This window comes from Clostridium yunnanense, from assembly GCF_016595795.1.
Taxonomy (GTDB): domain Bacteria; phylum Bacillota; class Clostridia; order Clostridiales; family Clostridiaceae; genus Clostridium_AR; species Clostridium_AR yunnanense.
The window spans coordinates 155407-175335 of the sequence record NZ_JAENHN010000006.1 but is presented as its reverse complement, the minus strand read 5'-3'; the positions used below and the strand labels follow the sequence as shown (position 1 = coordinate 175335).

16 protein-coding genes and 2 riboswitches are annotated in these 19929 nt (G+C 30.1%); of the genes, 12 read left to right on the top strand and 4 right to left on the bottom strand.

Features of this window, described 5'->3' with window-relative positions; genetic code table 11:
• Window positions 1-9: 9 nt before the first annotated feature.
• Window positions 10-513, bottom strand: a complete 504-nt coding sequence (locus JHL18_RS01850) for a folate family ECF transporter S component (RefSeq protein ID WP_200265932.1) — start codon at window positions 511-513, stop codon at window positions 10-12.
• 68 nt (window positions 514-581) lie between these two features.
• Window positions 582-683, bottom strand: a riboswitch (THF riboswitch).
• Window positions 684-971: 288 nt separating this feature from the next.
• Between JHL18_RS01850 and JHL18_RS01845 the strand changes: the two genes are divergently transcribed.
• The 4 genes from JHL18_RS01845 to JHL18_RS01830 all read left to right on the top strand — a co-directional run bounded on the left by JHL18_RS01845 (window position 972) and on the right by JHL18_RS01830 (window position 5661).
• Entirely contained in the window at window positions 972-1793 is an 822-nt protein-coding gene (locus tag JHL18_RS01845) for a YdcF family protein (protein WP_200265931.1), read from the top strand.
• A gap of 200 nt (window positions 1794-1993) precedes the next feature.
• The gene (locus JHL18_RS01840; protein ID WP_200265930.1) at window positions 1994-2467 is read left to right on the top strand and encodes a MarR family winged helix-turn-helix transcriptional regulator; all 474 of its coding nucleotides are present in this window, start codon (window positions 1994-1996) and stop codon (window positions 2465-2467) included.
• Window positions 2451-3911, top strand: a complete 1461-nt coding sequence (locus JHL18_RS01835; RefSeq protein WP_200265929.1) for an MFS transporter — start codon at window positions 2451-2453, stop codon at window positions 3909-3911. The genes JHL18_RS01840 and JHL18_RS01835 overlap by 17 nt, the downstream gene beginning before the upstream one ends.
• A 397-nt stretch (window positions 3912-4308) precedes the next feature.
• On the top strand, window positions 4309-5661 hold the full coding sequence (locus JHL18_RS01830) for an APC family permease (RefSeq protein ID WP_200265928.1): 1353 nt from the start codon (window positions 4309-4311) through the stop codon (window positions 5659-5661).
• Window positions 5662-5784: 123 nt separating this feature from the next.
• Here JHL18_RS01830 and rpsD read toward each other — a convergent pair whose 3' ends face one another.
• Both rpsD and JHL18_RS01820 read right to left on the bottom strand, forming a co-directional pair.
• Entirely contained in the window at window positions 5785-6363 is a 579-nt protein-coding gene (rpsD, locus tag JHL18_RS01825) for a 30S ribosomal protein S4 (protein ID WP_200265927.1), read from the bottom strand.
• A 299-nt stretch (window positions 6364-6662) separates the two neighbouring features.
• Window positions 6663-7103: a hypothetical protein gene (locus JHL18_RS01820; RefSeq protein ID WP_200265926.1), complete on the bottom strand. Its 441-nt coding sequence runs from the start codon at window positions 7101-7103 to the stop codon at window positions 6663-6665.
• 423 nt (window positions 7104-7526) lie between these two features.
• Between JHL18_RS01820 and JHL18_RS01815 the strand changes: the two genes are divergently transcribed.
• The 8 genes from JHL18_RS01815 (at window position 7527) to JHL18_RS01780 (ending at window position 17976) form a co-directional block, all read left to right on the top strand.
• Window positions 7527-8507: a ribonuclease Z gene (locus tag JHL18_RS01815; RefSeq protein WP_200265925.1), complete on the top strand. Its 981-nt coding sequence runs from the start codon at window positions 7527-7529 to the stop codon at window positions 8505-8507.
• Between the two features lie 111 nt (window positions 8508-8618).
• Complete coding sequence (locus tag JHL18_RS01810; RefSeq protein WP_200265924.1) at window positions 8619-8828, top strand: hypothetical protein; 210 nt, start codon at window positions 8619-8621, stop codon at window positions 8826-8828.
• Window positions 8829-8916: 88 nt separating this feature from the next.
• Complete coding sequence (locus tag JHL18_RS01805) at window positions 8917-9813, top strand: DUF2156 domain-containing protein (RefSeq protein WP_207752944.1); 897 nt, start codon at window positions 8917-8919, stop codon at window positions 9811-9813.
• Window positions 9814-9825: 12 nt separating this feature from the next.
• The gene (locus JHL18_RS01800) at window positions 9826-10377 is read left to right on the top strand and encodes a GNAT family N-acetyltransferase (protein ID WP_200265923.1); all 552 of its coding nucleotides are present in this window, start codon (window positions 9826-9828) and stop codon (window positions 10375-10377) included.
• Between the two features lie 442 nt (window positions 10378-10819).
• A complete protein-coding gene (locus JHL18_RS01795; RefSeq protein ID WP_243277756.1) occupies window positions 10820-11812 on the top strand; it encodes a DUF4003 family protein in 993 nt (330 codons plus the stop codon).
• A 412-nt stretch (window positions 11813-12224) separates the two neighbouring features.
• Window positions 12225-14546: a VIT and vWA domain-containing protein gene (locus JHL18_RS01790; RefSeq protein WP_200265922.1), complete on the top strand. Its 2322-nt coding sequence runs from the start codon at window positions 12225-12227 to the stop codon at window positions 14544-14546.
• A gap of 130 nt (window positions 14547-14676) precedes the next feature.
• Window positions 14677-15537 (top strand): DegV family protein, encoded by an 861-nt coding sequence (locus tag JHL18_RS01785; protein ID WP_200265921.1) that lies wholly within the window; start codon window positions 14677-14679, stop codon window positions 15535-15537.
• Between the two features lie 705 nt (window positions 15538-16242).
• Entirely contained in the window at window positions 16243-17976 is a 1734-nt protein-coding gene (locus tag JHL18_RS01780; RefSeq protein ID WP_200265920.1) for a ferredoxin hydrogenase, read from the top strand.
• A 330-nt stretch (window positions 17977-18306) separates the two neighbouring features.
• Here the strand turns inward: JHL18_RS01780 and dusA are convergent, their stop codons facing one another.
• Window positions 18307-19332: a tRNA dihydrouridine(20/20a) synthase DusA gene (gene dusA / locus JHL18_RS01775; RefSeq protein ID WP_200265919.1), complete on the bottom strand. Its 1026-nt coding sequence runs from the start codon at window positions 19330-19332 to the stop codon at window positions 18307-18309.
• A 302-nt stretch (window positions 19333-19634) separates the two neighbouring features.
• Window positions 19635-19807: riboswitch (Lysine riboswitch) on the top strand.
• Window positions 19808-19929: the final 122 nt, after the last annotated feature.

Here is a 19929-nt window from a genome sequence, read left to right as displayed (position 1 = left end):
CCTTATTTATTAGTTTACTTGTGATTTTATAGATGAACCTAAATAAATCCACAATATATATACCAAGAATATTTCTACAGGAATCATTATTAGGGTTTTTGTTACTCTAGGAATTAAAAGTATAGCTACAGCTTTACCTGTAATGATGGATAGCCAAAAAGTATTTAATCCAATATCAATAATAAATTTAACCAAGAGTGATGAAAAAGATATTCTTAAAAGTGATATACTCTTCTTGTGAAGAATACTTCCATATATAAGTCCAGATAAAAAAGCACTTAAGGTAAATCCAGGGAAGTAAGTCCCTTGTGGAAAAATAAACATACCGAGTATATCTGAAATTGCTGCGCATATTCCACCTAGTACTGGGCCAAATAATATGCTTGAAAATATCAATGGAATAAAGCCAAATCCAATACGTAATATTGGGGTTTGAATTGATAAAAATCTTGTAAGTATTATTTGTAAAGTAATAAAAAGTGACAATAAAACAAGCGTCTTTGTATTTTTCAAGTAAAAAGCACCTCCTCTCTTTAATTATGGCAAATAAACCACATTAAGAGATAAATGCTCTTTTATGTGGCAGCGGAATGCAACCATAGTACCGCAAATCTTTAAGACTTTTCGTCCAGTGGCAAACTTCCCGTCCAACTGGCACTTAACGCACTATAATCTACTCTGCCTTATATGCTGATAAAGATGGATAACACTTTTAACATAAAACTATCTTTAAAATTCTGCTGGCTTCTGTGTAGATATTAAAAAAATAGATTTAATTGTAAGGCAATCCCTCTATATTTAGATTTTAAAGTAATAAGTGCTAAAATTCAACTATCTAATGTATAAGTACTATTTTTTTAATATATAAATACAAAGATAATGGTGTATTATATAATTGGTAATTGGTTAATTAATATAAGTTAAATTTTTATATGAAAATTAATATAGTTGAATAAGAAAGGAAGTTAGTGATGGTTAATGATAGTGATGTTATTAATAATCAAATTATAAGTGATATAAACAAAATAGGGATGTTTTTAGCCAAGAGAGATTTAAATCAGTTGAGTTGTGAAGAGTTACATAACAAGTACGGAATTATGAAAGCTGATATAATTCTTCTCCTCGGAAATAGTATAACTAATACCATTGAAGTAGTTCAAAGAGCTTTTAAGGATGGTATAGCTAATAAAATCATGGTTGTAGGGGGAATAGGTCATTCTACTTCGTACCTAATAAACAATGTTGAAGATAATAATGAATATCAAGCAATAGAGACTAGGGACAAAGCAGAAGCGGATATTATAAATAACATACTTATTAATGTATATGGAATAAGTGAAACTGACATAATTAGAGAAAATAAATCGACTAACTGTGGAGATAATGCATATAAGGCCTACGATATGCTAAAAGCTTTGGATATAGAAGCTCAATCAATTATATTGATTCAAGATCCCACAATGCAGCTTAGAAGTGATGCGTCTTTTAGAAAAGTATGGCGTGATGAAGATAAAGTGAAATTTATAAACTATGCTCCATTTTTGCCTAAAGTGAAACTTTTTAATGATCAGATTAAGTTGGAGAATACAAATATAGAGGGAATCTGGAAAGTAGATAGATACTTATCACTAATAATGGGGGAAATACCGAGACTAAAAGACGATGAATATGGTTATGGACCAAAAGGAAAGTACTTTATAGAACATGTTGATATACCAGAAGAGATGATTGAAGCGTATTTAAGAATTGAACCTACACTTAAGAAATACTTGGATATGAGAAAAATAGTGTAATACAGAAAGCTTAAAAGCATATTTAGTTTAAAAAACCATTTTATTGAAATATTTATGATTAAGAGTAAAAGTCAATAGAGTGGTTTTATTTTATTTTTTTATAGTTGACTAGTCAACTATGTGATGATAGTATAATATTTGGCAAAAACATCTATACAGATATAAGAAAATATAAAGAAATTTAGAAGAAGGTGAAGCGGATGGATGAAAGTAAGACTAGTTTAATTAAACTTGTAAATAAATTATACAGATTTACACAGGCTCAACTAGATGTCTCACTAGAAAAATTTAATCTTACTAGTGGAATGTATCCTTATATTTTGATTCTTCATAATCATGAGGGAATCAGTCAAAATTGTATAAGTAAAAAGCTTAATGTTGATAAAGCAATGTCTGCTAGAACTATAAAGAGACTTATAGAACTTGATTACATAAGGAAAGAAGTTGATCAAGAAGATTCAAGAGCATATAGGTTATTCTTGACTGAGAAGTCAAGAAAGATCATTCCTGAAATAAAACAAGAAATTCAGAATTGGATTGATATAATTTCCTTAGGATCATCTGATGAAGATGTGGATAAAGTAATTCTTTTTTTGAATAATGCATTAAAGAATGCAAAAAACTATAAGATGAGCACAGAGAAGGGGGACAAAAATAATGGAGAATGTAAATGATAAAATTTATAAAAACAGATGGCTTATATTATTTAACGTTGTATTGATGACTTTTATGTCCTGTTTAGATAGCAGCATAGTAAATGTAGCACTACCTGTAATGTCAAAAAAGCTTAATGTTAATATGGCTTCAATAGAGTGGGTAGTAACGAGCTATTTAATAACTATTTCATCTATAATTCTTATATTTGGAAGATTAGGTGATATAAAAGGTAAGACGAAGGTATTTAGTTTTGGAATAATTATGTTTACTTTAGGATCATTAATGTGTGGTTTATCAAATTCATTATGGTTGTTAGTAGCAGCTAGAATTATACAAGCAATTGGAGCTTCTGCTACAATGTCAACAAGTCAAGGAATAATAACAAGTGTTTTTCCACCACATGAAAGAGGAAAAGCTTTAGGGATGTCAGGTACAGCAGTAGCGTTAGGTACCATGGTTGGACCTCCTTTAGGGGGCTTTATAGTTTATCTGGTAAGTTGGAAATATATATTTTTGATAAATGTTCCTATAGGATTAATAACTTTTGCAATGTCATATAAGATTCTTCCTAAGTCTAAGAGTAATATATCAAATGAAAAGCTTGATTTAAAAGGAGCTGTTTTATTTACTATAGCTATTGTTATGATGTTTGTATCCATTATAAAAGGACAACAATTGGGGTATGGAAATCCTATTATTTTAGGCAGCTTGCTAATAGCTATAATATCATTTGCCACTTTTATATATGTTGAAAAAAGAGTTAAGGAACCTATGCTGGAACTTTCAATATTTAAAAATAAGCTATTTTCTCTCAGCGTTTTTTGTGGATTTATATCTTTTGTAGCCATTAGTTGCTCTAATATAATTCAGCCATTTTATCTGCAGGATGTTATGAAGCTATCGTCTTCTGTTACAGGATTATTTATGATGGTTTCGCCTTTGATATTAGCTTTCATAGCGCCCATAAGTGGTCATATGTCAGATAAGATTGGATCAGAAGTATTAACTTTTATCGGTCTTATAGCTTCAAGCTTTGGATTAATGTTAATGTCAACCTTAAATCAAAATTCTCCAATGATAATTTTGATTATATTTATGGCAGTACTATCAATAGGAAACGGAATGTTCCAATCACCTAATAACTCTCTAATAATGTCAACTGTTCCTAAGAATAAATTGGGTATAGCAGGAAGTGTTAATGCATTAGTTAGAAATTTAGGCATGAACTTTGGTATTTCTTTATCAACTGCGCTGTTATACAACAGAATGAGTTATAAGATTGGATATCAAGTTGCTAACTTTGTTCCAGGTAGAGAGGATGTATTTGTATACGGAATGAGATACTCATACTTAGCTGCTAGCCTTATATGCGCAATAGGTGCAATATTAACTGCAATGAGGTTATATACTCGAAGGAAATCACAAAGAAGAGTTGAACATAAAGTTGAAAAAATAAGTTAGAAATAAAAAGCGGTATCTAAGGTGAGAGAATCCATTAGATATTGCTTTTTTACTGTAAAATAAATTATATAAATTTCATCCAAAGTTGACTAAGAGTGCTTTTGATTATAGAATTATATAATGTAAATGTGGAAATATAATTAAATAGTATTACTTTTTTAAATCTAATAATGCAAAGATAATAAATTATATTAGTAAAATATAGCTTTACAATAATGAATATATCTATGTATTTTGAAAGTATATAAGTTCTAATAAATTTTATTTGTAGAAGTATTGAAGTAAACATGATTTAGAATATCAATGGATGAAGAAGATTAAATAGAACTTATATATTAAACAAATGATAAAATTATTTGTAGGTTAAAGAAAAAGATGTACTGAAAGGATGAAGCTTATGAAGAATTCAAAGGATATTAGTAACAATGCGGAGTTTGACGAAAGTAGTTTGAAAAAAGAAATAGGGTTATCTGAAGCAATAACAATGGTTATAGGAATAGTTATCGGTTCAGGTATTTTCTTTAAAGCCACAACTGTTTTTGGTAATGCAGGAAGCTCCTTATTAGGTATATGTGCATGGGTGGCTGGTGGTATCATAACGATGGCATCTGCTTTAACTGTAGCAGAAATAGCAGCAGCAATCCCTAAAACTGGAGGCGTTTTTGCTTATTTGAAAGAGCTATATGGAGAACAGTGGGCTTTTTTATTTGGATGGGTTCAGACCGTCATATATGTACCAGGAGTGGTAGCAGCATTATCTATTGTTTTTGCTACACAAGCTACATATTTTATAGATTTATCTAAAACAGGTCAAAAGATACTTGGAATCTTTATTATATTATTTATTATGACTATTAATGTATTATCGACAAAACTAGGTAGCAAGGTTCAATTTGTTGCTACAATTGCTAAACTTATTCCTATTGTAGTTATAATAGGATTTGGTTTGATAAATGGTGGAGAACATAATTTTATTAATTCAAATACAGTAAAAGGTGCAACTTCAGGATTAGCTGGCTTTGGTGCAGCTATCTTAGGGACTTTATGGGCGTACGACGGATGGATAAGTGTGGGCAATATGGCTGGTGAGTTAAAGAAGCCTAAAAAAGACCTACCTAGATCAATAATTATAGGTCTTACTATAATTATCGCTGTATACATTTTGGTAAATTTAGCGTTATTAAAGGTCATGCCTTTAGGATATATAATTACATCCAACAAACCAGCCTCTGATGCAGCTGTAATACTGTTTGGAAGTAATGGGGCTGCTTTAATTGCAGGTGGTATAATGATATCTATTTTTGGAGCTCTTAATGGTTATTTGATGACTGGAGTTAGAATTCCATATGCTATGGCTCAAGAAAAATTAATGCCTTTTTCACAATTCTTCGGTAAAGTTGACGAAAGATTTAATACACCAATGAATGCATTTATATTTGAAGTGTTTTTGGCTATATTATATGTAATTTCAGGATCTTTCGATACACTTACAAACTTAGCTGTTTTCGTAATGTGGATATTCTTTGTAATGACAGTAGCAGGTATATTTATATTAAGAACGAAGCATAAAGATATAAAAAGGGAATATTCAGTTCCATTGTATCCAGTTGTTCCGCTAATAGGAATAGTTGGGGGATTATATATTATAATAAGTACAATGATAACTGATAAGTATAATGCTCTATATGGAGTTTGCATAACTCTTATAGGAATTCCGATATATTTATATATTAAAAGAAAAAATAATTGACATTAAACTAATAAAAAATAAAAGCTATACTTAAATTGTGATTTAAGTATAGCTTAATTTATTCGTTAGCTTAATTTATAAAAATATGATTTTATAGAAAATCATACCAAGAAATACATATAATTAATTCTTTGAGTAAAATTCTATTATTTTTGGGAATTTTACGTCTACAGGGATGTCTTCTATGTTTGGCATGTTTTTTATAGTACCACTTAATGATTCAATATCCTTTTGTATATAGTTTACAGAAGGGAATATAGAATTAAAGTTTTCAACAAACATATCAGTCTTCTTTGAAGCTTCTTTAAGTGAAAGCACATCACCTACTTTTAGTTTATAAGAAGGGATGTCTACTTTTTGACCATTAACTCTTATGTGCCCATGAGTTACCATTTGTCTTGATTGTCTTAAGGTTGAACCGAAGCCCATTCTGTAGACTATATTATCCAATCTCATTTCTAATCTTTGGATTAGAACTACTTCAGATTTTTCCTTCGAACTCATTGCCTCAAACACATATCTTCTGAACTGTTTTTCTAGTACACCATAATATGCCTTTAATTTTTGCTTTTCTAAAAGTTGTTCTCCGTATTCGGATAACTTTTGCTTCTTTATTCCCCTATTTAAAGCTTTAGGGTGATTAAATACATTTACACCAAGTCGTCTCGCAACCTTAAATCTTGGTCCCATTGATCTTGCCATTTGAATCCTCCAATAATATATATTTTCGCGGTTTCAAATTTTATACCAGACAGCCAAGAAAAATTATATCATAGTTAGAGGAAGGTGTAAATGAGATTCATTATCTTTTGTATTCCTTTTTTGTAATATTTTATTCTTTAGGGATTTAAAATCCAATTAAATCTGTAACGAGCTTGAAATACAATATAAGGTAAATGATAATTAAAACTTATTCGCCTGCCAAGTTTTCCTCATGTGTACTCGGAAAGGCAGATACGTTAAAAAGCTCACTAAAGAGGTTCGTCTCATCGATTTTTTTATTAAACCAACAATTCTGAGATTCTAACCTTTAGTTCTGAAATTTTACTTTCATAATCTACAACTGTTATTTCATATAAATCTTTTATATCCTTAAAAAAGTTAAGGAAAGAAGTTTGTTTCGCTTCATTAATGTTAAATGCATCTGCAACCTTAGATAAAAATGTGGTTTCTTCTACAGAGTACAAACCGTCTACAAGAGCAAGGCCAACTAATTCGAAATATATTATATTTTGTATTCTTGAAGTAGAAGAAGCTAAAGCCTTTATAGAGTCATCAAAGGATAATGAATCCACCTCTGAGCTATTTAAAGAAAGTTCTTCTAAATAATCAGATAGTAGCTGTTCTTCTTTTTCTGAAAATACTTTGTCTACATTTGCTAGATTTTTAACTAGGTTAATAAATAGTATTGATTCTTTTTTTGATAATTCGTTTAAAAACATTATATTACCTCCAAAATTAAATGATTTATATATTTATTAAAAACTTGATAGAAACTATTTTGGTTTGCATGAATATATAAAAATAATTGTATAATTATAATCATATGCATATACTTTAATTTGTTTTTATATAATTCTTAAAATTCTTACTTTAATAGTACAACTTAACACAATACTTGTAAATATATGACTGGAATTAAACCGGTGTATTTTAGAAACTATAATTAAAAATTCGGTATATATTATTCAATTAAAATGCTATTTATAAAGATATGTGATTATATTAAAGATGAACCATTTCAATCCGAAATCTATTTTCAAAACTCCTCTGGGTTCTGAGAGGAGAATTTGAAAATATAAATTCAATTATGAAGTGGTTCATCTAGAGTTAAACTGAAAAAATAAAAAAGAGAGGTAATTAAAATGTTAGATGTGGCATTTTTAGGATGTGGAGGAACTATGCCAATGCCTGAACGGTTTCTGGCTTCAATGTTGCTTAAGTATAATGGTAGGAAGATACTTATTGATTGTGGTGAAGGAACTCAAGTAGCTATGAGAAGGCTAGGATGGGGATTTAAATCAATAGATATAATTTGCATAACTCATTTTCATGGGGATCATATACTTGGATTGCCAGGACTTTTAGCAACTATAAGTAATAGTGGTAGAGAAGAACCTATGTATATAATAGGACCTGCAGGCCTATACGAAGTTATGAATGGACTAAAGGTAGTTATTCCTTACTTAGCTTTTGAAGTTTTTATAATTGAGAACCCTAAAGACTCTATATTAGTAGACTTTGAAAAAAATAAAGCTGTTTTATTTCAAAACGATATAAATCTATTAACAGAAGGAAACCAAGAACGTAAAGCTCAACTAGAGATAAGGACGTTAGAACTGGAACATTCCAGTCCATGTATTGGTTATAGTTTTTATATTAGAAGATCTCCTAAGTTTGATGTAGATAAAGCTATTGATAATCAAGTCCCTAAAGTGTTATGGAGCAAATTACAAAAGAATGAGCCTCAAGATTTTGAAGGAAAGACATACACTCCTTCTATGGTTTTAGCTGAAGATAGGAAAGGTCTAAAGATAAGCTATATAACAGATACAAGACCAATAGAAAGCATAAGAGGATTTGTTGAGGGGAGTGATTTGTTAGTATGCGAAGGTACGTATGGAGCTGATGAAGATATAGAAAAAGCCATTAAAAACAAACATATGACCTTTAGAGAAAGCGCAACTATTGCCAAGGAAGCTGAAGCTTATGAACTGATAATAACTCACTATAGTCCAGCTATGATGAATCCAGGAGAATATATTGAGAATGCTGATAATGTTTTTAAAAATACATCCTTGGCTTTTGATGGAGCAGTAAAAACAATAAACTTTAAAGGAAATTGAAGCTATAGACTATTTATAAGGATAAACTGCCAAATTATATTTGTTAAAATATCAAAGTAGGTTGTATAATTATAGTAGATTATAATTAGTAATTGTTTAGGCGGTGTATTTATGAAAAGTTTAAAATGGTCTATATTAGGACCAGAGTTTATTGCAAAGGATTTTGCAATACCATTAAAGGAAGTGAGTGTAGAAATATATGAAGCAGGTTTTCGGGCTTATAATAGTGCAGAAGATTCTGCTAATCAGTTCAATAACATTATTGCTTTAGCAAAATGGATGAAATCAGAAGACAATGGAGTATATCCTATGGTAAATTAGATGAAATTTAAGATATAATTCATAATATATAATAATTAGTATTTTTAAGACAATCATGGTGTTATGTAGACATCAGAGGAGGATACCAATGATACAGTTCAAAACATTAGAGCTTAGTGATAAGGATATATTTCAGAAATATTTAAAAGATTATAAGTTTTCAACATATGAATATTCATATTTAACCTTATATTTATGGAAAAATCTATTTAAAGTTGAATTCGGTTTTTGCCAGGGAGCATTGATCATAAAAAAGACTGAGAAGCATACAGGAACATATTTTATGGAGCCTATTGGTTATACAAATGATAATCTGAGGTCTATAATAAATGAATTAATAAATATAAAAAAAGATGATTCTAATATTAGGACTCTTTTTAGAGATATTGAGGAAAACTTTTTAATAAAGTTAAAGGAATTATATGGGGAAGAGCTCGTAATAGAAGAAGATGAGGATAATTTCGACTATATATATGAGACGGAAAAGTTAGCTACCTTATCTGGGAAAAAGCTTCATAGCAAAAAAAATAAATATAATCAATTTGTAAAAAGTTATAAATATGAGATAAGAGATATAAGAGATGAGAAGGTAATAGAAGACTGCATAGCCTTCGAAACAAAATGGAATATAGAAAAAGATCAATTAGACGAGCAGTTAGTAATAGAAGAACAAGGTGTTAAAGAAGTACTAGAAAATCTTGAGTCCCTAAACGCTATAGGTATAGCTGTATATGTTGATGATGAGATTGTTGGATTTACTATAGGTGAGATAGTAAATGATAATATGGCAATAATACACATAGAAAAAGGAAATATAGATTATCAAGGAATTTATGCTTTTATAAACAGGTCTTTTGTGAGTGAGTATTTAGGTGATATAAAATATATAAATAGAGAAGAAGATAGAGGTATTCCAGGACTTAGAAAGGCAAAGCTAGCTTATCAACCAATAAGACTTGAAAGGAAATATATTGTTAATATATAGAGGTGCTATCGTATGAAAGTGCTACTTAAAGGTGAAAATGTAAAGCTTGGTTCAGTTAAAGATGAAGATTTTACGTACATTAATTCATGGTATGATGATTCGGATTTTTTGAGATATTATGATATGATTCCTTCTATTCCAAAAGGAGAAAAAGAAGTCCAAGAAGTCTTTGAAGAATTTAAAGGAACACAAGAGCGAATGATATTTGCAATAAGGGATGTGTCTTCAAATGAGATAATTGGTGTTATAGGATTTGATGATATAATATGGAGTAATAGGGTAGCGACACTCTTTATAGGCATAGGAAATTTAAAATATAGAAATAAAGGTCTTGGAAAAGAAGCTATAAGACTTTTAATAGATTTTGGATTTGCTGAGCTTAATCTTCATAGGATTCAATTAAATGTATTGGCGTACAATACTAGTGCTATAAAATTATATGAATCTGTTGGGTTTAAGAGAGAGGGAGAATATAGAGAGTTTATATTAAGAGATTACAAAAGATATTCTATGTACTTATACGGTTTATTAAAAGATGAGTGGATAGAGAGTATTAAAGTTTAATGTTAAGAAGTAGACACTGGATTCATCAATATTATATTGATAAATTCAGTGTTTTTTTACTGTAAAGGAATAACTAGTTAAGGCAAAGCCTTAATAAAATATAATGGGAAAGAGCTTGTCTTTTTTGTGAGGAAGTATAAAAATTTTAAGTTGGTAAACTTAGAAATTTCAATGGTTTTAGGAGTTATTTATGACTATTGTTGTAGTGTTACTATGTGGAATAAAAAGGCTTTTTGATGTATATAGATAGAGTACAGAAAAAACTGAAAATATCTATTATTTAATCTTAATGGTGAAATTTGAGTCACGTGAATTCTGGTTAATAATTAGAGATATTAAAAAATATAAGAAAACTTAACAAAAAGACCATTTACAAATAAAGTAATATGTATTATTATATTGTGTAAAGAGTTATTTATTACCGTTTAATATGGAGGGTGTTATGAATTCGTTAATTGCTGATAGAACTAACCTAATGATCGATAATTTTCATAAATTAAAACATGGATTTAGATGGGAAGCTAATTTAGTTAAGCACTTCATAGCAATGTCACTTGCTATAGATAATAGAAAGACTGAAATGGAAAATTTACTAAGGATAAGAGATTATATAAGGACACATACTAGTTGGATATCATATTTTAGAGGGACAAATGAATTGATTTTTGTAAACTTATTATCTGGTGAGGAAAACTATGCAGATTCGTTCAGTGATGTTCAAGCTGTATATGAGCTTATGAAAAGTAGCGGTTTTAAAAGTAGCACATATCTACCTATGGCAGCTTATACAATAGCTGCTGGTTCTGAGAAAGCTCAGTGGAACAAAAGTATTGAAAGAATGACCAGATATTATGATGGAATGAAGAAAAATCACTTTTGGATAACATCTGCTGATGACTATGTTTATGCAGCAATACTCGCAACTACAGATTTTGATATTGAAGAGACTTTAAGTAAAATAGAAAAATATTACGATGTATTGAGTAAAGATGGTTTTTATAAGGGGAATTCATTGCAGACCTTATCTCATATACTAGCTTTAAGTGAAGAGGATGTACAAGAAAACTGCAGAAGAACTGTAGCTTTATATGAAAAATTAAAAGGTGAAAAGTGTAAGCTTAGATATGATGCGTTAGCAACTTTAGGGCTTCTTGCATTATTGTCTACTGATGTTGATAAATTAGTTTCTGAAATAAAAGAGGTTTATGATTATATACATTCGGTAGATGGATATGGATTTTGGAGTTTAGATACATCAAATAGAACTATGATTGCAGCAACTATAGTATCTAGCTATTATGTAGATAATATAAAGAATGGTATTTTACAGATATCAGTAGGGAATACCATACATGCTATATTGATAGCACAACAACAGGCAGCTGCTGCAGCAGCTTGTGCAGCAGCAGCAAGTGCATCCTCAGCGTCTAGCTAAATATTTACTGTTTAAAAAATATTTTTAGAGGAGCGTAGATTTAATATACTATGCTCTTTTTGCTGTAAATGAAAGTAAAAAAATTTATGCCAATTAAAACTATATGTTTAAATGCTTTCAGACGCCTTTTATGGTGATACAGTAAAAAATTATAATAAAGTCTGATTTAAAGAATCTATTTAAGTGATTTTGTCTAAACTATTATTTTGAGAATATTAAAAAAACTCTTTACAATTATGAAAATTAGAAATAAAATTTAAAAAAGACTAGAAAAATATGGTGAGCAAAACTATAGATAACTTTTAAGTTATGATTAATCCACTAATGAAATTTAATATAGCTTAGTTATTAATGAAATTAAATATAACTATCATAAAGATAGGCAATATAGAAGGATGTAGGAGGCAACGAGATGATGAGCTTAAGTGATGTAACAGTAGAAAGATTGAGTATTAATGGTCATATATGCGGTGAATTTGTAGAATTCACATTATCTCAATCATTTAAAAACAATACTGGAAAAACAATAGATGGAGAATACGCTTTTCCGATGACAGAAACTGGGGTGCTTACTGGCTTAGAAGTTAGAGTAGGAGACAGAATTTTAGAGTCTGTAGTTGAAGGAAAAGCTGATGTAGAGAAGATTTATAATGATGCACTTCTGGATGGTATTAACCCTCTCAAATTAGAAAGTTATGAGAATAATTTATATAAACTAACTATAAAAGATATATTACCTAGTGAGCTAGTGAAAATAAAAGTATCTTATATGGATCATATGCCTTATGAGGATGACGGGTATAGCTTAGTACTTCCTAAGATAATGACCAATGGAGTAATACCTAATAAGTTCTATTTTAGTATCATAGTTAAATCCATGGGAGAGATGCTTATAGAATCAGCTTCACATAAAATAAATATAGAGAGAGAAGATGAAACTTTATGTAAGATAACTCTTGAGGATGGAGAACTCTTAGATAGAGATTTTGTACTTGATCTAACAGAAAAATGTCCTATAGAAGCAAGTGGTATGTATTATACCGTAGATGAAGAAAAAGAAGAGTCAATACTTTACTTAAGTATTTTTCCAAAGCTTGATGAAGAAATAGATGATAGTGGAAATAATTATATGTTCATTTTAGACAAATCAAACTCGATGATGGGAGAAAAGCTAGAACAAGGAAAGAATGCCCTTCAGCTTTGTTTAAGAAATCTAGATGACAACGATACCTTTAATATTATAGCTTTTGATGAGGAAATTTTAACTTTTTCAGAACAAGGAAAAGTACCATATAATCAAGAAAACTTAAGAAAAGCTAGTGAATTTATTAATTCGCTTTCACCAAGCAGTGAGGAAGAAAACCTAATTGAAGCTTTAAAGATAGCTTTAAATGAGAAAAATAAGCAAGGGGATTCTACTATTCTGTTATTTACAGATGATAATGTAGAGGATGAAGAAGAAGATATCATCTTAAATTATGTGAAAGAAAATATTGGTGATAATAGAATATTCCCATTTGGTATGGATACCTCAGTAAATAGTTACTTTATAAACAGAATCGCTGAGATAGGGTATGGAAAGCCAGAATTTATTTATTATGATGAAAAAATTGAAGATTTGGTAGTAAGACAATTTAGTAGAATCAACAGTCCTCAGATAGATGTATTAAAAATTGATTGGGGAAATTTAGAGGTTTTAAGGACTTACCCAAGAAGTATTGAGTATCTATATGATAGAGAACAATTCTCCATATTTGCACTGGTTAAAGGAGCAATTGAAGGTGATATAAGGATAATAGGTAAAGTTGGAGAAGAAGATTACAGTGTTACTATAAATATGGACTCTTTTGACTTAGAAGAAAACGTAGATCTTATCAGAAAAGCTTGGAGTAGAATGCGTATAGAATCTATAAGTGAAAGAATGAGGGGCGAGCGTGGAGAAAGTGCGGAATCAATGAGAAACAAGATAATAGAAATATCTAAAGAGAGTGGAATATTAAGTGAAGAGACAGAACTTCTTATGGTAGAAAGCTTCCAGGAACCAGTGTTAGGGGCAACGATTAGGAAGACAGTTCCTCTTATAGTTTCTGAAGAAGCGCTTAAGGATTTTACAAGTGGATATTTCATAGACTCACCACGTTTCCTTTATAATACATCTGAAAAATTGAATAAAAGTAAACCTAAAGTTGAAGAAAGTAAAGAAATTACAAGAGATCAACTATTAAAACTTATAGCCAGAAACCAGTTTGCAGAAGGATCGTTTGATAACTCGGAAGAAAGCACCTTATATGATAGAATAGAAAATACTTGTTTATCATTGATTGCTTTTGGGTTAGGCAAAGAAGATTTAAATCTTTATAACAAGCAGATTGATAAAGGTATAAAGTATGTAGCTAGAACCTTAACTGATGTTGAAGAGTTATTGGATGAAAATCTTTGTATTCTAACATTATGTACATTCAAAGCTGTTGAGAAAAAAGGATTATTAAGATCAAAGACAGAACAGGATGTAGTTGAAGCTGTGAATGTAATCAAGGATGTAATTAAGTATAACGAATACGCTGCATTAGAGGGACTAATGAAACTGAATAGGTTTGATATAATTACTGAAATAGCAATAAGTTTTATAACATCAGAAGCTATTGAAAATGAGCAGTTGTTTGAAAACATGCAATATGATTTAAAAGGTAATATAAGAGATGCGGCTAAATATGCTATACTGAGGTTAATGTAACATTTTATAAATGCTTGTAAAAGTTATCTTTTACAAGCATTTATAAGTTATATAGTGGTAGGAATTATTTGTATTAAGTTATATAAAAGAGTATAATTTTAGACAAAGAATCTTACTGGAGGTAATCATCTTGAGTATAAAAATAATAACAGACAGTACCTCATATATACCAGAGGACTTAATTAAAAAATATGATATTTCTGTATGTCCATTAAATGTAATATTTCAAGGTCAAAGTTATAACGAAATTACAATGGATAGATCAGCTTTTTATGAAGAAATATTAGTATCTAATGAGATACCAACATCTTCTCAACCAGGGTTGGAAGACCTTTATAAAATCTTTGAAAAAGAAGTTTTGAAGAAAAACTCAATAGTAGGTATATTTTTATCATCTGAGATGAGTGGTACATATTCAAGTGCTAATCTTGTGAAAGAAATGGTATTGGACAAATATCCTGATGGTAAAATAGAGATACTTGATTCTGAATCCAATTGCATGCAGATGGGATATGCAGTTCTTGCAGCAGCAAAAGCTTCTCATGAAGGAAAATCAATAGAGGATGTAGTAGCTGCAGTAGAAAATATGAAACTCAGAAGCAGATTTTTATTTGTTCCTAATACACTAGATTATCTAAAAAAAGGTGGTAGAATAGGCGGGGCCTCTGCATTAATAGGAGCTTTTCTGAAGATACGTCCTATTCTTACTGTTGATCAAGGCAAAACTTCAATATTCGCAAAAGTAAGGACAAAAAAGAGAGCTATAGATACTATTGTTGAAGCTTTTAGAAAAGACATTGATGGAAATAATTTGGGTGAAGTAGTTGTGCACCATATTAATTCAGAGATAGAAGGAAGAGAATTAGCTAAAACCATAGAAGAAATAGTGAAATCAGAAGTACAGTTATGCGATATAGGACCAGTAATAGGATTGCATGTAGGACCAGCTACAGTAGGGTTAGCTTATTATACTAAAAAACCTCTTAGATAAATTGGTTTAAATAAAAGTAATATATATCCCGAAAAGTAGACATGCTACTTCAAACCTTACAATAAAAATAATGATTTTCATAAATCTACGAGCTTTATTTTTATATATTTCAATAAGGATTAGTATGTGTATAGATAAACTACTTCATAATTAGAATTTATCCTAGGAGTTTAAGGACTGAAGTAGTGTATATGGATGTACCACTTCGTAATAAAATTTATATTTTTAAATTCTATGCTCAGAATAAGGCAGAATTTTAAAAATAAATTTTGGGTCGAACTGGTACATTTTTTTAGTGGTGTACTTACTTATTTAAATAAGATTGAAAAAATTCTTAGTATAAGTTAAATTTGAGATAAAGTAGGTTAAAAAAATAACAAACTTTTTTATTGACAATTCCGACAATATTGATAAACTTTAACAGAGTGAAGCTATTACGTTAATTTTCCAATTTTCAGACTAATTAAATTATCAAAAAACTATAGGTTTTTTTGATAAAAATAAAAATTTTTTATAACCGAGTGTTTGTAAACGTTTTTATGAGAAAAAAATAAATTTAATTTAAAATATTACATAGGATTTTCTTTAACAATCTGATAAAATATAAATGCACATTATGATTTTGATTATAAGAAGTACAAGATGTAGGGGAAACCTTACTAAAGTCGCATTTATTCAAATGATATTTTAATCAGAGGTGAAAGAATGAAAAATATAATATTAAACGGTAATGCTGTACAAGTAAATGAAGATATGACAATCCTAAAACTTGCTAGAGATAACGGAATAGATGTATCAACACTTTGCTTTTTAAAAGATTGTAACGATGTTGGTAACTGTGGAGTGTGTGTAGTTGAAATCGAAGGAAGAGATGAACTAGCAACTTCGTGTAATACATATGTAGAAGATGGAATGGTTATAACTACTAATTCTGAAAGAGTTCAAAACCACATAAAAGAAAGAGTGTCAACAATGCTTGATAGACATGAATTCAAATGTGGACCTTGTAAGAGAAGGGAAAACTGTGAATTCTTAAAATTAGTAATTAAAACTAAAGCGAAAGCGTCTAAACCATTCGTAGTGGCTGATAAGTCAGAATACGTTGATGATAGAAGTGCTTCACTTGTAATTGATAGAACTAAATGTGTACTTTGTGGTAGATGTGTTGCTAAATGTGAAAAGAAGACTGGAACAAGCTCAATAAAGTTTGTTGAAAAAGATGGACAAAAGGTTATAGGAAATGAAAGTGGTAAGTGCTTTGATGACACTAACTGCTTATTATGTGGACAATGTATTATAGCTTGCCCAGTAGATGCATTGTCAGAAAAACTTCACATTGATAGAGTTAAAGAAGCTTTAGCTGATCCAGAAAAGCATGTTATAGTTGCTATGGCTCCATCTGTAAGAACTTCTTTAGGTGAATTATTCAATATGGGATTTGGAGTAGATGTAACAGGAAAAGCTTATACAGCTTTAAGAAACTTAGGCTTTGATAAAATTTTTGATATAAACTTTGGTGCTGACATGACTATCATGGAAGAAGCTACAGAATTAATTCAAAGAATTGAAGCTAACGGTCCATTCCCAATGTTTACTTCATGCTGCCCAGGTTGGGTTAGACAAGTTGAGAACTATTTCCCGGAAATGCTTGGAAATCTTTCATCAGCTAAGTCGCCACAACAAATATTTGGTACAGCAACTAAAACATACTATCCAGAGATAGCAGGCTTAGATCCTAAAAATGTGTTTACTGTAACTGTTATGCCGTGTACTTCAAAGAAAGCTGAAGCAGATAGACCAGAAATGGAAATCAACGGACTTAGACAGATTGATGCAGTTTTAACTGTAAGAGAAATTGCTAAGATGATAAAAGAAGTTAAGATGAACTTCGCAGCACTTGAAGATGGTGTAGCTGATCCAGCTATGGGAGAATATACTGGTGCTGGTACTATATTCGGAGCAACAGGCGGAGTTATGGAAGCAGCATTAAGAACTGCTAAAGACTTTGTTGAAAAGAAAGATCTTGAAAATGTTGATTACGAAATTGTAAGAGGCTTAGATGGAATAAAGGAAGCTACAGTTGAAATTGGCGGAAACAACTACAACATTGCTGTAGTAAACGGAGCTGCTAATTTATTCGAATTTATGAACTCAAACAAAATGAAAGAAAAAGAATACCACTTCATTGAAGTTATGGCATGTGAAGGTGGTTGTGTAAATGGTGGGGGACAACCTCATGTTAATTCAGCTACTTTAGAAACTGTTGATATAAAGGCAGTAAGAGCATCTGTACTTTACAATCAAGATAAGGGTATGGCAAAGAGAAAATCTCATGAAAATGCGGCATTATTAAAGATGTATGAAACTTACATGGGAACTCCAGGCGAAGGAAGAGCTCATCATTTACTTCACCACAAATATACACCTAAAACTAAGTAAGATAAATATTGAAAGAGTTTGAGATTTCTCAAACTCTTTTTTATGTTTAAAAAATTATAAAATCTTCAAACTAGCTAAACCTAGGTATATCAAAGGGTTAAAAAATATTTTATGGACATACAATAAAAAATAAAACTTACTTCACTGAAAGTTTAAGCTATATAGGGATTTTAAGCCTATTTTCAAAATTAAATAATTAAATAAGTAAATAATCATAAAATCAAATAATCATATAAATATATAGTGTTTTTAAGGGTTTGAGCCTATATTATGGAGTTTCTAGCTCAACTATTAATTTATATGTTATGAGGTAAATTGATAATTAAAAAGTTATATTTCTTTATCAAGAACATCCTTAGGTAGAGAAGCTAAAGCCTCTATTAATAGAGTGCTCTTATTTCCTTTTGAAGGTGTTGAAATCAATCTCTTCCACAAAGAGCTTCCGGGTTGATTTTGGAATAGACCTATTGTGTGTGATAAGGCTAAGTGAGTATTTTCTCCTTTGCTTTCTAAATTCTGGATGTAAGGTATGAAACCTTGGATAACATCACGTCTTGTCAATTGTTCCTTGGGATTAGAATCGTATAACGAATCAAATCTAGCCATAAAAGCAGGATTTGAATATGCTTCTCTCCCTATCATAACACTATCTACATGTCTTAAATGCTCATGTATATCATCCAAGGTTTTGATTCCTCCATTTATCTCAATACTGGAATCTGGAAATTCTTTTTTCAGATTATATACCATGTCATAGTCTAGAGGGGGGACCTCTCTGTTTTCCTTAGGGCTTAATCCTTCTAAAATAGCAATTCTAGCATGTACTATATTTCTAGCAGGGGTTGCTTTATTTACTATGCTCATGAAGTTTGAAAGATGTCCCAAATCATTAAAGTACCCAGAAGGCATAAATGAAGAAGTTACCTTAGAGCTACTTATTCCTATTCGATGTTTTACTGTAACAGGCTTTTTTGTAGCGCTTTTCATTGAAGAAATCATTTCAGCAATTAACTCAGGATAAGCCATAAGTGATGCCCCCATCATATTTCCTGAAACCCTATCTGAAGGGCAGCCTGCATTTAAGTTTATCTCATCATAGTTCCATTCTTCTACAATTTTAACTGCTTTGTATAGCTCATTAGGATTAGATCCTGCTATTTGTAGAGCTATGGGGTTTTCAATAGGATTAAAATCTAAGAGTCTTTTTCTATCTCCATGTATTATTGCATGAGCTGTAATCATTTCTGTATACAGTAAGGTCTTTTTAGTTAATAATCTAGCAAAGTACCTAAAATGTCTATCAGTCTTATCGACCATTGGTGCAACGCTTATTATATGGTTAAAAGAATTATTCATATATAATCTCCTTGTAAACTATTTAAATGTTTGGAGCTGTTAAAGTACAGTAGTAATCATAATCGATTAATAATTATTATAAATAGGAGTAAGCCAAAAATGCAATCTATTCTTTTGTGGATTTACTATAAAACTTAATAGACTGATCATAATTGATATATAAATAATGAATAAATATTCTTTTTATATACATTACAGAGAACCATCTTTAATGAGAAAAATATTTTAATATGTTTAATTTAGGTATTGAAAAGTCTTTGATAATATGTTAGCATAAAGTGAACTTAATATTATCTAAAGAAACCTAGGGTAGAGGTGCTGGATGTTAAAAGTACTCATGAGTAGCTGGCAAGTGATGATTCATGAAGAAAGGAGCAACAGCCGAAGAGAGTCTACAGCAAATATATTCTCTGGCTATACGTATAAGATATGTATAGTTGTCACTTAAATTTATAAGTGGAGAGCTACAAGGTGACACGAGATGCGTATTTGATATTTATGTATTTTTATGCAGCTAAGGTGTACCTTGGCTGCATTTATTTTTTTGTTTTTTATCATTATATAGTGAGTTGGCTTTAAGTATTTTTATTTAAGCTT

Bases quoted from the DNA above. Each gene is read 5' to 3' on its own strand.
- rpsD (WP_200265927.1), bottom strand. From the start codon at position 6,363: ATGGCAAGATCAATGGGACCAAGATTTAAGGTTGCGAGACGACTTGGT.
- dusA (WP_200265919.1), bottom strand. From the start codon at position 19,332: ATGAATAATTCTTTTAACCATATAATAAGCGTTGCACCAATGGTCGAT.
- JHL18_RS01840 (WP_200265930.1), top strand. From the start codon at position 1,994: ATGGATGAAAGTAAGACTAGTTTAATTAAACTTGTAAATAAATTATAC.
- JHL18_RS01810 (WP_200265924.1), top strand. From the start codon at position 8,619: ATGAAAAGTTTAAAATGGTCTATATTAGGACCAGAGTTTATTGCAAAG.
- JHL18_RS01820 (WP_200265926.1), bottom strand. From the start codon at position 7,103: ATGTTTTTAAACGAATTATCAAAAAAAGAATCAATACTATTTATTAAC.
- JHL18_RS01805 (WP_207752944.1), top strand. From the start codon at position 8,917: ATGATACAGTTCAAAACATTAGAGCTTAGTGATAAGGATATATTTCAG.
- JHL18_RS01795 (WP_243277756.1), top strand. From the start codon at position 10,820: ATGAATTCGTTAATTGCTGATAGAACTAACCTAATGATCGATAATTTT.
- JHL18_RS01845 (WP_200265931.1), top strand. From the start codon at position 972: ATGGTTAATGATAGTGATGTTATTAATAATCAAATTATAAGTGATATA.
- JHL18_RS01790 (WP_200265922.1), top strand. From the start codon at position 12,225: ATGATGAGCTTAAGTGATGTAACAGTAGAAAGATTGAGTATTAATGGT.
- JHL18_RS01780 (WP_200265920.1), top strand. From the start codon at position 16,243: ATGAAAAATATAATATTAAACGGTAATGCTGTACAAGTAAATGAAGAT.
- JHL18_RS01835 (WP_200265929.1), top strand. From the start codon at position 2,451: ATGGAGAATGTAAATGATAAAATTTATAAAAACAGATGGCTTATATTA.
- JHL18_RS01830 (WP_200265928.1), top strand. From the start codon at position 4,309: ATGAAGAATTCAAAGGATATTAGTAACAATGCGGAGTTTGACGAAAGT.
- JHL18_RS01800 (WP_200265923.1), top strand. From the start codon at position 9,826: ATGAAAGTGCTACTTAAAGGTGAAAATGTAAAGCTTGGTTCAGTTAAA.
- JHL18_RS01815 (WP_200265925.1), top strand. From the start codon at position 7,527: ATGTTAGATGTGGCATTTTTAGGATGTGGAGGAACTATGCCAATGCCT.